Below are 14,269 nucleotides of genomic sequence, written 5' to 3'. Positions count from 1 at the left end.
CGGAGCCGGAAGCGCACCGGGAATCCACGACAGCAGCCGACCGCCCGGCCTCGCTGTTCAGGCGTCTCTTTCCCGGACTGACCCCGTCACAAGCCGAGGCCCTGGCCCGGATCAAATTCCCCTGCTGTTGAAGGAAACACCTCTTGGAACTGAACGACGAGATTCACATCAAGGCACCTGTCGCCGTGGTCTATGCCGCCCTCAACGATCCCGCGATCCTTCAGGAGTGCATCCCCGGCTGCGAAGAGCTGACCAAGCATTCCGATACGGAACTCGAGGCGAAAGTCGTGCTCAAGGTGGGGCCGGTCAAGGCCAGGTTCAGCGGTGATGTGACCCTGGACACCGCCGGCGCACCGCATCGGTTTTCGCTGACCGGCTCTGGCAACGGCGGCGTCGCGGGCTTTGCCAAGGGCGGCGCCGATGTCACGCTCGAGGATGTCGAGGGTGAGACGCTTCTGAAATACACGGCAAAGGCGGACATCGGCGGAAAGATCGCCCAATTGGGTAGCCGCCTCATGACCAGCACGGCCAAGAAACTGGCCGGAAAGTTCTTTTCGCGCTTCGCGGAAATCGTGGACGAGAAGCATCCGCTCCAGGGTCAGGAGTCATAGCCCGTAGCTGAGGGTAGCGGCGAGAGTGATGGCCGAGAGGGAGACCTTCGGGCATCGGCCGTAGAGCTGGCAACGCGCCGCCAGTCCTTGAGCCTGCCGAACCTGATTTCGATCCGGTTGCGAGGTTTGTTGCGGCGCTTGTCGTGTTTCACGGGAACCTTGCTCGGCTTGCGGCCGGGGATGCCGGCCCTGATCCCCCTGTGCCGCGGGGCTCACGGCACCAGTCGGCATCGCAGCCCCGATCTCCGAGCAGCCGCTGCGCTGTCGGTAGGCCGCCCAGAAGGGCCGCCGCTCCGGCGAAGTCACTGACCTGCCCGGCGGTCGGAAAGGCGTCCCTCGCTGTCGCAAACCGCATGCATCTTTGAATTCAGCCCGCCGTTTGTGCCACCCGCGAACCAACAGGTCGCTCCGCCCGCAGGAAACCTAACGGGTCCTGCGCCTGGAAGCGGGGTCAAACCGGCGGCAAGGTCCGTATGATTTCGGGTTTAGTCAAGGATAGGGAGTTGAGTGGTGCCCAGAGGCGGATTCGAACCACCGACACACGGATTTTCAATCCGTTGCTCTACCAACTGAGCTATCTGGGCCCCGGCGGGTGGCGCTGCCACCCAGGCTGCGATGTCCTAGACCAAGCCTTGGGTCCTGTCCAGTGCCCGAACCCGCCAAAATCGCCCCGTCACACGCAAAATCCGCCGTGGCGGTGTCCGGTCAGTTCAGGCGCCGGCGCGGATCGACCTCGTCCTCTTCGTCGGGGTCGTCATCCTCGACCGCGGGGATCGCGTAGCTGCCGGTCAGCCAGTGGCGCAGATCGACATCGGCGCAGCGGCGCGAACAGAACGGGCGGTAGTCCTCGATCGTCGGGCGGCCGCAGATCGGGCAGAGGGTCGCGGCAGTCGTCATGGGATCAGATCACGCGGGATCTGCAGCCTTTCCCGCTTCCTTTGCAACTCGTAATGGCCCAGCGGCGTCCAGCCAGCCAGCGCGGTGTCCACCGGGTCGGTCTTGAAGGCGGCGCGCAGGTGGCCCTCGAAGGCCGGGCGGTCCTTCTTCGGCATCGGCGCCAGGTCCAGGGTGATCTGGCCGCCCAGCCCGCGCAGCCGCAACTGGCGCGGCAGGTCGCGGGCCAGCGCCAGGTTGGCCTTCAGCCCCGCCGCCAGGCTGCCATCGGCGCCGGTGTTCACATCCACCGCCACCAGCGCCCGGGTCGGCTCGATCCAGGCATGGGCGCCACCACCGAGCGGCACCGAATCGCTGCGCAACCCGTCGAGCAGATCGGCCACCCCGTGCCGGGCAAAGCTGCCGGGTTCCTCGTCCAGCATGTCCGGCGCCGGCCAGTCGCGCCAGCCGGCCAGATGCGGCCCCGGCCCGTCGAGCAGCAGCTCCGGCGCGTCGCCATCGGCATCGGCGACGACCTTTTCGGCCAGTTCGCGGGTCAGGGCGATATCCTCGGCAATCGCGGCATCGTCGCCGGTCTCGGCCTCGGAGCGCAGGATAAGCCCCATCCCGCTGCCGGCCATGCCGGCCTCGGCCAGGTCCAGCAGTTCGACCCGGCGTTCATCGTCCTTCACCCGGCGCGAGACATTCAGCCCCGGCGCCTCGGGCGTGACGATCACGTAGCGGCTCTTGAACAGCACCTTGGCGGTGACCGGCACCGCCTTTTCGGCCTCGACATAGGAGGTCACCTGGACCAGGGCCGCCTGCCCCGGCTTCAGCCCGACCGAGTCGCGCAGGAAGGCCGACTTGCCATCGGGCAACCGCATCAGCATGGCGCCCTGGCCCTTCAGCGGCCGATCGGCAATGGCGCGAAAGATGGCGCCCGGGGCGGGCGGCGCATCGGGCAATTCGACCAGCAGGTCGTCGAGCCGCCCGTCGCGCAGCAGGACCGCGACCTCGCGCCCGTCGATCCAGTCCAGGGCGATGACGATCCCCTTCACTCACACACCCCCGAACAGCGGCAGCCCGGCGGCCACCAGCAAAGTCGCGGTTTCGGCCACCGGCAGGCCCATCACAGCAGTATAGCTGCCCCCGATCCAGGGGATGAAGGCCCCCGCGGGGCCCTGAATGGCATAGCCGCCCGCCTTGCCCTGCCAGTCGCCGGACCGGATATAGGCGGAAATCTCGGCATCCGAGAGCCGCTTGAACTTGACCGAGGTGACAACGTCCCGCTCCCAGAGCCGGGTCGCGGTCTTGACCGCGATCGCCGTGACCACCCGGTGCCGGCGGCCCGACATGGCCAGCAGGAATTCGGCCGCCTCGCCGGCATCGGCGGGCTTGCCCAGTATCCGGCGGCCCAGGGCCACGGTGGTGTCGGCGGTCAGGATCACCTCATCGGCGGCACAGGGCAGCGCCTCGGCCTTTTCACGGGCCATGCGCTGACAATAAGGGCGCGGCAATTCGCCCTTCAGCGGTGTCTCGTCGATGTCGGGTGCCCGGATTTCGTCCGGGGTCAGGCCCAGTTGACCCAGCAGCTCGCGCCGCCGGGGAGACCCGGACCCCAGGACAAGTCGCATCAGCGGAAGCGGTAGTTGATCCGACCCTTCGACAGGTCGTAGGGGGTCATTTCCACCTGTACCTTGTCGCCGGCCAGAACCCGGATCCGGTTCTTGCGCATCTTGCCTGCCATCGTCGCGATCAGTTCATGGCCATTCTCAAGTTCGACCTTGAACGTCGCGTTGGGCAGGAGTTCCTTCACGACGCCGGTAAACTCAAGAATATCTTCCTTGGCCATGGTCACTCCGTTTCGAGGCCCGCAGAAAGCGCGGGCGATGCTGCATATGCGCCGAAAATTCCTGCAAGACAAGGCCCGTAAAGGAGGTTCCCCGCATTCCGCCGCGGCCTGGCACCAATCCGGGCCCATCCGGCCCGGTTCAGGCGCCGTCCTCGCCCTCGACCGTCGCCGGGCCGAAACGGGCCAGCATCCGCTCCCTGATCTGGTCGCGTGTCAGCCGATAGGCCTGCAATTTGGCCTCGCGGGTCTCGCCCAGGCCGGTCGGGTCCAGCACCGGCCAGTACTCGACCTTGAGGTGATAGAGCCGGGTCAGCTCCAGCGCATGACGCTGCGAGGCCGGAGACAGCGCGACGATCAGGTCGAAGGCCGAAAGATCGTCGCCCCAGTTGTTCATCTCGTCGAAGGAGCGCGCCCGGTGCCGGGCCAGTTCGATCCCCAGTTCGGCGCAGACCGCCACCGCGAAACCGTCGATCTCGATGTCGTTGTGCACGCCGGCCGACTGCACGTAGCATTCGGTTCCGTAGAACCGCTTCATCATCCCTTCCGCCATCGGCGAGCGCACGGCGTTGTGGTCGCAACAGAACAGCACGCTTTGCGGCAGGGACACGGTCAGGCTCCCCAATGGAGCACGCAGATCAGGGTGAACAGGCGGCGTGCGGTATCGGCGTCGAGCGTCACCTTGCCTTCGAGCCGCTCCTGCACCAGCCGGGCACCCTCGTTGTGGATGCCGCGCCGGGCCATGTCGATCGCCTCGATCTGGCCGGGCGGCAGGCGCTTCACCGCCTCGAAATAGCTTTCGCAGATCTGGAAATAGTCCTTCACCACCTGCCGGAACGGGCCCAGCGAGAGGTGGAACTCGGCAACCGGCTCGGCGGACTCGGTGCGGATGTCGAAGACCAGCCGCCGTTCGCGGATCGCCAGCCCCAGATGAAACGGCCCGGGCGGAGGCTGCTGGCCGTCGCGCGCCGGCAGGGTGAAGGAATTGTCTTCGAGCAGGTCGAAGATCGCCACCCGTCGCTCCTGCTCGATCTCCGGGGTCGGAGGTGGCAGGCCGCTGTCGTCGATCTCGATATGGCTGATGCGGGTCACGGGCGGGCACCTTCGGCTGGAACACTGCAGGGGTAACGCAGCCCGCCGCCTGCCGCAATTGCGCTTCTCCGCGCGGCGGCCTACCGCTTGTTCAGCCCGTCCAGCCGCGCCCGCACCGACTGGCCATGCGCCATCAGGCTTTCCGATTGCGCCAGCCGCTCGGCCGAGGGACCGATCCGGGACAGCGCCTCGGGGGTCATCCGGGCCAGGGTGGTGCGTTTCAGGAAATCCAGCACCGATAGGCCGGACGAGAACCGGGCCGAGCGTGCGGTGGGCAGCACATGGTTCGGGCCACCGACATAATCGCCGATCGCCTCGGGCGTCCAGGCGCCCAGGAAGATCGCCCCGGCGTGCGAGATACGGGCGGCCAGCGCCTCGGGTTCGGCGGTCAGCAGTTCCAGGTGTTCGGGCGCGATCCGGTCGGCCAGCGCCGCGGCCTCGTCAAGATCGCGCACCGCGATGACCGCGCCGAAATCGCGCCAGCTGGCCGAGGCGATCGCGCGCCGGTCCAGGGACTGCAACCGCGCTTCGACCGCCGCCGCCACCCGTTGCCCGAAGGCGGCATCGTCGGTGATCAGCAGCGCCTGCGCGCTTTCGTCATGCTCGGCCTGGCTCAGCAGGTCCAGCGCGATCCAGTCCGGGTCGTTGTCGCGGTCGGCGATGACCAGGATCTCGGATGGTCCCGCGATCATGTCGATCCCGACCTTGCCGAAGACCCGGCGCTTGGCGGCGGCCACAAAGGCATTGCCCGGACCTGTGATCTTGTCCACCGGGCGGATGCTCTCGGTGCCATAGGCCAGCGCCGCGATCGCCTGCGCCCCGCCGATCCGGTAAATCTCGTCCACCCCGGCGATCCGCGCCGCCATCAGCACCAGCGGATTGGTCGCGCCCTCCGGCGTCGGCACCGCGATGGCCAGCCGCCCGACCCCGGCCACCTTGGCCGGAATCGCGTTCATCAGCACCGAGGACGGATAAGAGGCCAACCCGCCCGGCACATAGAGCCCGGCCGCCGACACCGCAGTCCAGCGCCAGCCCAGCATCGCGCCGCTGTCTTCGGTCCAGCTCTCGTCCTGCGGCATCTGGCGCTGATGATAGGCGCGGATCCGGTCGGCGGCGAGTTCCAGCGCCGCGCGATCCTCGGCGCCGACCCTGGCGCATTCGGCCTCGATCTCGGCCGGGGAAAAGGCCAGCGTCCCGGGCGTCAGGCTCAGCCGGTCGAACTTCTGCGTCAACTCGATCAGCGCCGCATCGCCGCGACTCCGCACATCGGCGATGATCCCGGCAACGATGTCGTCCACATCCGGGCTGTCCTCGCGCTTGGCGCCCAGAAGCCGGGTGAACCGCGCTTCGAAATCGACATCCGTGGTGGAAAGCATGACCGGCATCGGCACCCCCTGTTCGCGCATCACATAGCGGCGGGCGGCACCGGGCTCAAGGCGGGCGGATCAGTCCGGGTGGCTGGGCGCGCGCCGGGCCGGGTCGATATAGGGCCGGGTCACGTCCTTCAGCGTGACCTCCAGGGTCTCGACCTCCAGCGCGATGGCCCCGTCGCCGGCCAGTGTCAGGGTCAGCACGCCCATGCCGTCCTCGGTCGGCTCGAACTGCAGCGCCAGCAGCGAATAGATCGTGTCGGCGTCACGGCTCAGCCCCTGCGAGCGGACCTTGCCGACATCCTCGATGGCCAGCACCGACTGCACCCGCTCCACCGGCCGCCGCCGCAGCGCCGCCTTCGGCTGGTCCTCCCAGCGGAACCGGTTCAAGAGCAGTGCAAAGCGGCGTTGCCGGGACTGCCAGACCATTTCCGAGCCGGGGAACACCGCGTCCTGACACAGCGCCGAGATGATCGCGAGGTCTTCGGTATCAAGGGCGCGAAGTCGCAGCGGCGCCTCGCCGCCATCCTCGAACCGGGCGTCGTCCTGTGGCACCTTGTCGCTCATTCGCCGCGAATCCGCTCGATCTTGGCCCCGACGGCCGACAGTTTCTCCTCGACCCGCTCATAGCCCCGGTCCAGGTGATAGACCCGGCTGACCACGGTCTCGCCCTCGGCGGCCAGGCCGGCCAGGATCAGCGAGATCGAGGCGCGCAGGTCGGTCGCCATCACCGGCGCCCCCTTCAGCCTCGGCACGCCGGTCACCGTGGCGGTGCCGCCATGCACCTCGATCCGGGCGCCCATCCGCATCAGTTCCGGCGCATGCATGAAACGGTTCTCGAAGATCCGCTCTTCCAGCACCGAAACCCCTTCCGCGGTACACATCAGCGCCATCATCTGGGCCTGAAGATCGGTGGGGAATCCGGGGAACGGCGCGGTGACGACATCCACCGCTTTCACCCGGTTGCCGCCGCGGCTGACCTTCAGCCCCCGCACGGTTTCCGAGACCTGGATTCCCGCCGCGTCCAGCTTTTCCGCGAAGGCCGCCACAAGGTCGAGCCGGCCGCCCAGCAGTTCCACCTCGCCACCGCAGATCGCCGGGGCCAGCATGTAGGTGCCCAGCTCGATCCGGTCGGTGACCACGGGATGCGTGGCGCCGCACAGCCGGTCCACGCCCTGGATGGTCAGCGTCGATGTGCCTTCGCCCTCGATCTGCGCCCCCATCTTCTGCAGGCAATGAGCCAGATCGACGATCTCGGGCTCGCGCGCGGCATTCCGGATCTCGGTCGTGCCCTTGGCCAGAACCGCCGCCATCAGCGCATTCTCGGTGGCGCCGACCGAAACCAGCGGAAAGTCGATCACCGCGCCCTTCAGCCGCCCGCCGGGCACCGAGGCATGCACATAGCCGTCCCGCAGGTCGAGCCTGGCGCCCAGGGCCTCCAGCGCCTGCAGATGCAGGTCCACCGGCCGGGCGCCGATCGCACAGCCGCCGGGCAGCGAGACCACCGCCTGACCAAAGCGGGCCAGCAGCGGCCCCAGCACCAGAATCGAGGCGCGCATCTTGCGGACGATGTCGTAGTCGGCGGTCAGGTTCGAGATGTCATGGCTCGACATCGCCAGCACCTGGCCCTGGCTCATCGAGGTGACCTCGGCGCCCAGCGATTGCAGCAGCGTCGTCATCATCCGCACATCGGCCAGCCGCGGCGCGTTGGTCAGGGTCAGCGGTTCTTCCGAAAGCAACGTCGCCGGCATCAGCGTCAGGCAGGCGTTCTTGGCTCCGGCAATCGGAATCACCCCGGACAATGCCCCGTTGCCCTTGACCAAAATCGAATCCATCCGCCTGACCCTTTTATTTTTCTGCCGGTTTCTTGCGTGCCTTCGCCTGTGCCTTGCGCCGGGCGATATTCGCCTTCAACGCGGCCTTCAGCCGCTCTTCGCGGCTGGAGACAGGCCGGTCCTGGCCCGGTTTGCCGGATTTCTGCTCCATGGCCCGATCTGATACAGGAACCCCGCCCCCTGAACAAGAAACGCCGTGCGGCCGATGGCCAGAATGCGCTTGCGCGGTGGAAAGAATGCGTCTAATCAGCCGCCACTTCCGGCGCTGCCGTAGCTCAGTGGTAGAGCACTCCCTTGGTAAGGGAGAGGTCGACAGTTCAATCCTGTCCGGCAGCACCAGAAATCCCCGACCTGTTCGAAAGCCCTGCAAGGACGGCCAGACGTGCCGATCCGGGGCCAATCCGCCACCATGTCGGCCCCGTCCCCTGCCGGCAAGGCGGCCCCGCAGCGCCGTCGGGAAAATCGAATTGCAATCGCAGGGCGCCCGGCCCGGCTCAGCCCCGCTTGCGCCGCGATGCGCGGCCGATGGCGGCCGGAACCTCGGCCATGGTCACCGTCGCCCGGCCGCCGCGCTTCGAGGCGTAGAGCGCCTCGTCGGCGTCCCAGAGCATCCGGTCGGCATCCGGGCGTGGATAGCGGTCGGTCGTGGTGATCCCGATCGAGCCGGAAATCCGGCAGTGCCGGCGCTGCCAGGCAATCGGTCGCTCCAGCCCGGCGATCAGCCTTCGGCCCAGGTCCATGAGCACCTCGGACGCCACGACGCCACGGATCAGCAGCACGAATTCATCGCCCCCGACCCGCGCCACGACATCCTGCGCCCGGGTCACTTCGCGCAGCACCTTGGCCACCTCGGTCAGCACATGGTCGCCCGCCGCATGGCCCAGCGTGTCATTGACATCCTTGAAGTAATCCAGGTCCAGATGCATCAGCCCGAAGCTTTCGCCACGGGCCAGCTGCCGGGCCAGCGCCTCATCCATGGCGCGCCGGTTGCCCAGACCGGTTAGCGTATCGGTCAGCGCCTGCGCCTCGGCCTCGCGCTTGGCCTCCTTCAGACGCTCGTTCAGTTTCTGGCTCTCGGCCATCACCGCCGCCTTGGCCTCGACAAGATAGAGCATCTCGATCGTCGGGTCGGTGGGCGCGAAATCGGCGGCCGTCAAGGCGTGATGGGCGATGGCATCGACCACCGAAATCCCGAAGGACAGGTTGATGAACAGCCGCCCCTTGTTCAGGGGCAGGGCCAGCCCCATCAGCTGGGTCCGGCTACCGTCGCGCAGGACGAACCGCAGCCGTCCCCCCGGAGTCGCGGCAAGATCCTCGATACGCTCGGGGCTTCTGGGCCGCCGGGATTCAAACAGCTCCAGCAAGCGCTTTCCCTGCAATCCCGCGGGCACCAGCTTCTGCAAGGTCGGCCCGGCATGCAGGATATGGCCGCTGGCCGCGACGATCATGTGCATCGGCATCAGCCGGTCGCAGGCCTTGGCCGGCAGCAGCACCGCGTCGGGGATCATCGCGTTCATGACGCCGGCGCTTGCAGCTGGAACCCGCGGCCCAGGGCGTAATCGGTCTGGAACAGCTGGATGCGCAGCACTTCCAGCCCCGGCCGCGCCGCCGTCTGCTCGATCACCGCCAATGCGCCGTAGTCGTCGGCCATCGCCTGCAACAGCCCCTGCAGGACCTGGCCAAACCCCGGCGGGCCGCCGCGCAGGGTCAACGTGTAGGTGAAGGGCGCATGCTCTTCGAGCTCCATCGCCGGCAGATCGAGGTCATTGACCGCCAGCCGCACCCGGCCCGGCAGGTCATCCAGCGAATACAGGAATTCGACGAAATCCACGCCGCCGAAGCGCAGCAGCCGCCGCACCGTGTCCGGCTGGCGCTTGGCGATCAGCCATGTGCCGATGTCCTCGAGTATCCGGGCACGCGGCTTCTGCAGCACCCGCTCGGCCGCCGCGAGGATCATCCCGGTGACCGCATCGTCATAGCTCTGCATCGATTCGAAATCGGCGATCTCGGCCCCCGACCCGCGCGCCACGGCCAGCCAGGCCCGCTCTCCATAGGTCTCGGTCAGGAAGACCTGGATCGAGCGATTGATGAGGCCGTGCATGGCCATCCTCCGGCTATTGTCGCCCGGAGCCTAGGCCCGTCCGGTTAACAACCTCTGAACGCCCGTTGGCCTGCGCCCCCGCCTATTCGGCGGCCAGCTGCGACGGGCCCTTGCGGATCTGCGTCCAGAGCGCCGCACGCCGCCGGGCCGCCTTGGCGATCGCCTCGGCCTTCACCGGGCCGAAACCGCGGATCTCCAGCGGCAATTCGGCAAGCTCCAGCGCCAGCTTCGCCGGAACGTCGGGGAGCATCTGCAGGAGCGCATCCATATCGGCCTCGTATTCGGCGATCAGCGCCCGCTCGGCGCGGCGCTCGGCACTGCGCCCGAACGGGTCGGCCCAGGTGCCGCGCAGCGGCTTCAGCGCCGCCAGGACCCGGAACAGGTGCAGCACCCAGGGGCCGAAGGCGCGTTTCTTCGGCCGCCCGTCCGCGGCCTTCCCGCCAAGGACCGGCGGCGCCAGGTGGAAGGTCATCTTCGTGACGCCCTCGAAGGCCTCGGCAACCTGCGCGGCCGAGTCCAGATGCAGCCGGGCAACCTCGTATTCATCCTTGTAGGTCAGCAGCTTGTGATAGCCCCTGGCCACCCCCAGCCGCAGCGCCGGATCGCTGAACCGTTCGACCAGCGCCATGTAGCGCCGGGCCAGCGCCTCGTTCTGGTAGGCCGCGACATGCGCCCGCCGCCTGGCGATTTGCTGCTCGGGTGTCGGCGGCGCCTGCACGACCTCGCCCGTGGCCAGCCGCGCCGCCGCCTCGGGGTCCAGCGCCACCCAGCGGCCGATCTCGAAGGCACGCAGATTGCCCTCGACCGCGGCCCCGTTCAGCCGCACCGCCTGCCGGATCGCGTCGCCGCTGAGCGGCACCAGCCCGCGCTGCCAGGCGGCGCCCAGCAGGATCATGTTGGAAAAGATCGAGTCGCCCTGCACCCGGCGCGCCAGTTCCGAGGAATCGACCAGCACCAGCCCGTCGCGCAGCCGGGCCTGCAGGGCCAGCCGCAGCTGGTCCCCCGGCAGCCGGAAATCGCGGTTCCGGGTGAAGTCCCCGGTGATCGTCTCATGCGCGTTGACCACCGCCCCGGCCTTGCCCGGCGCCATCAGGCCCAGGGTCTTGGCGCCGGCCGAGACCACCAGATCGCCACCGATCAGCGTATCGGCCTCGCCCACCGCAACCCGGATCGCGCTGATGTCCTCCGGCGCCTCGGCGATCCGGCAATGCAGATGCACCGCGCCGCCCTTCTGCGCCAGCCCGGCCATTTCCATCATTCCGACGCCCTTGCCATCGAGATGCGCCGCCATTGCCATGACGGCACCGATGGTCACCACGCCGGTGCCGCCGACGCCGGTGATGACGGTGTTATGGGTCCCGGCGATCGCGGGAAGCTCCGGCTCGGGCAGATGGCCGAGGTCCAGATCGACCGTCGCCGCCTTTTTCACCTGCGCCCCGTCCAGGGTGAGGAACGAGGGGCAAAAGCCTTTCAGACAAGAGAAATCCTTGTTGCAGGAAGATTGGTCGATGGCCCGCTTGGTGCCGAATTCGGTCTCGACCGGGGTGATCGAGACGCAGTTCGACTGCACCCCGCAATCGCCACAGCCTTCGCAGACATCGGTGTTGATCCAGACCCGCTTGTCGATATCCGGGAAGGTGCCCTTCTTGCGCCGTCGGCGCTTTTCCGCGGCGCAGGTCTGAACATAAAGAATGACCGATACGCCTTTGACCTTGCTGAATTTCTCCTGCACCTCCATCAACTGGTCGCGGGGCACGGGCCGGACCGGGAAGCGGGCCGGGTCGATGTCTTCCTTGTCGTCATAGACCACCGCCAGATGCTCGACGCCCATCGCCCGCATCTCGGCGGCGATCCGTTCGGCGGTCAGTCCGCCATCGTTGCCCTGGCCGCCGGTCATCGCCACGGCATCGTTGAAGAGTATCTTGTAAGTAATTGTTGTTCCAGCAGCAATCGCCGCCCGGATCGCCTGCACGCCGGAGTGGTTGTAGGTTCCGTCGCCGATGTTCTGGAACACATGCCCGCGGGTCGAGAACGGCGCCTCGCCGATCCAGTTCGCACCTTCGCCGCCCATATGGGTGAAGCCCACGGTTTCGCGGTCCATCCATTGCACCATGAAATGGCAACCGATCCCGGCATAGGCGCGGCTGCCTTCGGGCAGTTTGGTCGAGGTGTTGTGCGGACAGCCGGAGCAGAAATAGGGCAGCCGCGCCGCGATCTCGGGCGCATTGTCGGCTTTCTTAGCGTCGTCAATGACTTGCAGCTTGCTCTTCATGCGGGCCGATCCGCAGCCTTCCTCATCCAGGATCCGGCCCAGGGCTTCCGCGATCCGGATCGGGTCGAGCGCGAAATGCACCGGGAAGAGTTCCTTGCCGTTCTTCATCCCGCCATAGACCCGGCGGTGCGGATCGTCGAACAGCGCCTCCTTGACCTGCACCTCGATCAGCTTGCGCTTTTCCTCGACGACGACGATCAGTTCCAGCCCTTCGGCCCATTCGTGGAACGAGGTCATGTCGAGCGGCCAGACCTGCCCGACCTTGTAGGTGGTGATCCCCAGCCGCTCGGCCTCGGCATCGTCGATTCCCAGAAGCGACAGCGCATGCACCAGGTCGAGCCAGTTCTTCCCCGCCGCGACCAGGCCGATTCTCGCCCCCGGCTTGCCGGCCACGCGCCGGTCGATCCGGTTGGCGCGGGCGAAGGCCTCGGCGGCGAAGCGCTTGTGTTCGACCAGCCGTTCCTCCTGCGCGATCCGCTCGTCCCCCAGCCGGATCGACAGCCCGCCCTCGGGCATCGGGAAATCGGGGGTGACGAACTGCATCCGGTCGGGATTGCCATCGACCACCGATGTGACCTCGACCGTGTCCTTCATGAGCTTCAGCCCGGCCCAGAGACCGGAGAAGCGCGACAGCGCAAAACCATAGAGCCCGTAGTCGAGAATCTCCTGCACGCCGGCAGGTGAGAGCACCGGCATATAGGCATCGACAAGCGCCCAGTCGGACTGGTGCAGCACCGTCGAGCTTTCGCCGGTGTGATCGTCGCCCATGCACATCACGACGCCACCATGCGGCGAGGTGCCGGCCATGTTGGCATGCCGCATCACGTCGCCCGAGCGGTCCACCCCCGGCCCCTTGCCGTACCAGAGACCGAAGACGCCATCGAAACGCCCCTCGCCGCGCAATTCGGCCTGCTGGGTGCCCCAGAGCGCGGTGGCGGCGAGATCCTCGTTCAGGCCGGGCTGGAACAGCACGTCGGCGGCGCTCAGGTCACGCTCGGCCCGGGCCATGACCATGTCCACGGCACCGAGGGGCGAGCCGCGATAGCCGGTGACATAGCCCGCGGTATTCAGCCCCCCGGCACGATCGCGGGCCTTCTGCATCAGCATCAGCCGCACCAGCGCCTGGGTACCGTTCAAGAGCACCGGCGACTTGGAGAGGTCGAACCGGTCGTGCAGCGAAACCTCGGGAACTGTCATGCCAACTCCTCCCCTGGATGCGCACAGTATAGGTCAGATTTGTTGACCCACAAACTCAAAATCCAGTAATGTCAGTGTTTGCATCGCCCCATGTGCTATGGGTAAGGCATGTTCAAATATGACAGTGATCGCGACAGGATTGATACCCGATGGATTGGGACAAGCTCAGAATATTTCATGCGGTGGCGGACGCCGGGTCCCTGACCCATGCCGGCGACACGCTGCACCTGTCGCAATCGGCCGTGTCGCGGCAGATTCGCGCCCTGGAGGAGAGCCTGAACACCACGCTCTTCCACCGCCATGCCCGGGGACTGATTCTCACCGAGCAGGGCGAACTTCTGTTCGAGGCCACCAATGCGATGATCAAGCGGCTCGACACCGCCGCGGCGCGCATACGGGACAGCGAGGAAGAGGTCTTCGGTGAACTGAGGGTCACCACCACCACCGGCTTCGGGACACTGTGGCTGGCCCCCCGGCTGTCGGCGCTCTATGCCAAGTATCCGAACCTGAAGATCGACCTGATCCTGGATGAACGGGTGCTGGACCTGCCGATGCGCGAGGCCGACGTGGCGATCCGGATGAAGGAGCCGAGCCAGGCCGACCTGATCCGGCGCCGGTTGATGAACATCCGGATGCGGCTCTACGCGACCGAGGAATACCTGTCGGAACGCGGCGTGCCCGAGCAGCTGGAGGATCTGGCCGCGCATCGGCTGATCTGCCAGCACGCCGGGGCCTTCCAGGTGCAGGCCGGCGCCAATCTGGTCCAGGAGCTGATGGCCCATGACATCCCGTCGACCCTGACCGTGAACAACTATTTCGGGGTCCTGCAGGCGGTGCTGTCGAGCCTTGGGGTCGGGGTGCTGCCCGACTATCTGACCGAGGATTTCCCGAATCTGAAACGGGTGCTGCCGCAGATCGAATCGACCGAGGTGCCGGTGTTCCTAGCCTACCCCGAGGAACTCCGGCAGTCGAAGCGGGTCACCGCGTTTCGCGATTTCGTCGCCGACGAGATCATCGCGCACCGCAGGAAGCTGCGCGAGGAAACCCCGTGACCGAGGGCCGGCCCGGC

General features: G+C 67.1%; 14 protein-coding genes, 2 tRNA genes and 1 pseudogene. 3 read left to right on the top strand and 14 right to left on the bottom strand.

The features are described from left to right. Positions 1–143 precede the first annotated feature (143 nt). Positions 144–611: an SRPBCC family protein gene (locus NUW50_RS12265; RefSeq protein ID WP_258289422.1), complete on the top strand. Its 468-nt coding sequence runs from the start codon at positions 144–146 to the stop codon at positions 609–611. Here NUW50_RS12265 and NUW50_RS12260 read toward each other — a convergent pair. From NUW50_RS12260 to murA, 11 genes and pseudogenes are all read right to left on the bottom strand, one after another. Beyond that, positions 606–1,000: pseudogene (locus tag NUW50_RS12260) on the bottom strand (transposase); the annotation flags it as partial. The gene NUW50_RS12265 and the pseudogene NUW50_RS12260 overlap by 6 nt on opposite strands. A gap of 119 nt (positions 1,001–1,119) precedes the next feature. Continuing rightward, positions 1,120–1,195: transfer RNA gene (locus NUW50_RS12255), tRNA-Phe, on the bottom strand. A 121-nt stretch (positions 1,196–1,316) separates the two neighbouring features. Beyond that, on the bottom strand, positions 1,317–1,508 hold the full coding sequence (gene yacG / locus NUW50_RS12250; protein WP_258289421.1) for a DNA gyrase inhibitor YacG: 192 nt from the start codon (positions 1,506–1,508) through the stop codon (positions 1,317–1,319). Then, positions 1,505–2,542: a ribonuclease E/G gene (locus NUW50_RS12245; RefSeq protein ID WP_258289420.1), complete on the bottom strand. Its 1,038-nt coding sequence runs from the start codon at positions 2,540–2,542 to the stop codon at positions 1,505–1,507. Before NUW50_RS12245 ends, yacG begins: the two co-directional genes overlap by 4 nt. Further along, positions 2,543–3,118, bottom strand: a complete 576-nt coding sequence (locus NUW50_RS12240; protein ID WP_258289419.1) for a Maf family protein — start codon at positions 3,116–3,118, stop codon at positions 2,543–2,545. It abuts the gene before it with no gap. Further along, positions 3,118–3,336 carry a translation initiation factor IF-1 gene (gene infA / locus NUW50_RS12235; protein ID WP_258289418.1) on the bottom strand — a complete coding sequence of 73 codons (219 nt, stop codon included), beginning with the start codon at positions 3,334–3,336 and terminating at the stop codon, positions 3,118–3,120. Before infA ends, NUW50_RS12240 begins: the two co-directional genes overlap by 1 nt. Before the next feature lie 139 nt (positions 3,337–3,475). Further along, the gene (locus tag NUW50_RS12230; protein ID WP_258290142.1) at positions 3,476–3,949 is read right to left on the bottom strand and encodes an arsenate-mycothiol transferase ArsC; all 474 of its coding nucleotides are present in this window, start codon (positions 3,947–3,949) and stop codon (positions 3,476–3,478) included. After that, positions 3,946–4,425 carry a UPF0262 family protein gene (locus tag NUW50_RS12225; RefSeq protein ID WP_258289417.1) on the bottom strand — a complete coding sequence of 160 codons (480 nt, stop codon included), beginning with the start codon at positions 4,423–4,425 and terminating at the stop codon, positions 3,946–3,948. Before NUW50_RS12225 ends, NUW50_RS12230 begins: the two co-directional genes overlap by 4 nt. Positions 4,426–4,505: 80 nt before the next feature. Then, positions 4,506–5,810, bottom strand: coding sequence for a histidinol dehydrogenase (hisD, locus tag NUW50_RS12220; RefSeq protein WP_258289416.1), 1,305 nt, complete (start codon positions 5,808–5,810; stop codon positions 4,506–4,508). A 60-nt stretch (positions 5,811–5,870) separates the two neighbouring features. Next, on the bottom strand, positions 5,871–6,362 hold the full coding sequence (locus NUW50_RS12215) for a DUF2948 family protein (protein WP_258289415.1): 492 nt from the start codon (positions 6,360–6,362) through the stop codon (positions 5,871–5,873). Beyond that, positions 6,359–7,630: a UDP-N-acetylglucosamine 1-carboxyvinyltransferase gene (gene murA, locus NUW50_RS12210; protein ID WP_258289414.1), complete on the bottom strand. Its 1,272-nt coding sequence runs from the start codon at positions 7,628–7,630 to the stop codon at positions 6,359–6,361. Before murA ends, NUW50_RS12215 begins: the two co-directional genes overlap by 4 nt. A gap of 264 nt (positions 7,631–7,894) precedes the next feature. Between murA and NUW50_RS12205 the strand changes: the two genes are divergently transcribed. Further along, positions 7,895–7,969: transfer RNA gene (locus tag NUW50_RS12205), tRNA-Thr, on the top strand. A 155-nt stretch (positions 7,970–8,124) separates the two neighbouring features. On the opposite strand, the gene NUW50_RS21380 is transcribed toward NUW50_RS12205, so the two are convergent. The 3 genes from NUW50_RS21380 to NUW50_RS12190 all read right to left on the bottom strand — a co-directional run bounded on the left by NUW50_RS21380 (position 8,125) and on the right by NUW50_RS12190 (position 13,200). Then, the gene (locus NUW50_RS21380) at positions 8,125–9,147 is read right to left on the bottom strand and encodes a GGDEF domain-containing protein (protein ID WP_275982104.1); all 1,023 of its coding nucleotides are present in this window, start codon (positions 9,145–9,147) and stop codon (positions 8,125–8,127) included. Next, a complete protein-coding gene (locus tag NUW50_RS12195; protein ID WP_258289413.1) occupies positions 9,144–9,731 on the bottom strand; it encodes a heme NO-binding domain-containing protein in 588 nt (195 codons plus the stop codon). The genes NUW50_RS21380 and NUW50_RS12195 overlap by 4 nt, the downstream gene beginning before the upstream one ends. A gap of 82 nt (positions 9,732–9,813) precedes the next feature. Continuing rightward, positions 9,814–13,200 (bottom strand): indolepyruvate ferredoxin oxidoreductase family protein, encoded by a 3,387-nt coding sequence (locus NUW50_RS12190; RefSeq protein WP_258289412.1) that lies wholly within the window; start codon positions 13,198–13,200, stop codon positions 9,814–9,816. Between the two features lie 149 nt (positions 13,201–13,349). Here NUW50_RS12190 and NUW50_RS12185 point away from each other — a divergent pair, with 149 nt between their 5' ends. Continuing rightward, positions 13,350–14,252: a LysR family transcriptional regulator gene (locus NUW50_RS12185; RefSeq protein ID WP_258289411.1), complete on the top strand. Its 903-nt coding sequence runs from the start codon at positions 13,350–13,352 to the stop codon at positions 14,250–14,252. Positions 14,253–14,269: the final 17 nt, after the last annotated feature.

Origin of the sequence: Frigidibacter sp. ROC022, from assembly GCF_024723735.1 — a bacterium.
In the GTDB taxonomy this organism is placed as follows: domain Bacteria; phylum Pseudomonadota; class Alphaproteobacteria; order Rhodobacterales; family Rhodobacteraceae; genus SLM-1.
Note: the sequence above shows the minus strand (reverse complement) of the source record. Positions and strands in the feature narration are given on the sequence as shown.

What these genes read in the sequence shown, in the direction of transcription:
- NUW50_RS12240 (WP_258289419.1), bottom strand. Translation starts at nt 3,118, where the DNA reads ATGCGACTTGTCCTGGGGTCCGGGTCTCCCCGGCGGCGCGAGCTGCTG.
- NUW50_RS12215 (WP_258289415.1), bottom strand. Translation starts at nt 6,362, where the DNA reads ATGAGCGACAAGGTGCCACAGGACGACGCCCGGTTCGAGGATGGCGGC.
- NUW50_RS21380 (WP_275982104.1), bottom strand. Translation starts at nt 9,147, where the DNA reads ATGAACGCGATGATCCCCGACGCGGTGCTGCTGCCGGCCAAGGCCTGC.
- infA (WP_258289418.1), bottom strand. Translation starts at nt 3,336, where the DNA reads ATGGCCAAGGAAGATATTCTTGAGTTTACCGGCGTCGTGAAGGAACTC.
- NUW50_RS12185 (WP_258289411.1), top strand. Translation starts at nt 13,350, where the DNA reads ATGGATTGGGACAAGCTCAGAATATTTCATGCGGTGGCGGACGCCGGG.
- hisD (WP_258289416.1), bottom strand. Translation starts at nt 5,810, where the DNA reads ATGCCGGTCATGCTTTCCACCACGGATGTCGATTTCGAAGCGCGGTTC.
- yacG (WP_258289421.1), bottom strand. Translation starts at nt 1,508, where the DNA reads ATGACGACTGCCGCGACCCTCTGCCCGATCTGCGGCCGCCCGACGATC.
- NUW50_RS12190 (WP_258289412.1), bottom strand. Translation starts at nt 13,200, where the DNA reads ATGACAGTTCCCGAGGTTTCGCTGCACGACCGGTTCGACCTCTCCAAG.
- murA (WP_258289414.1), bottom strand. Translation starts at nt 7,630, where the DNA reads ATGGATTCGATTTTGGTCAAGGGCAACGGGGCATTGTCCGGGGTGATT.
- NUW50_RS12195 (WP_258289413.1), bottom strand. Translation starts at nt 9,731, where the DNA reads ATGCACGGCCTCATCAATCGCTCGATCCAGGTCTTCCTGACCGAGACC.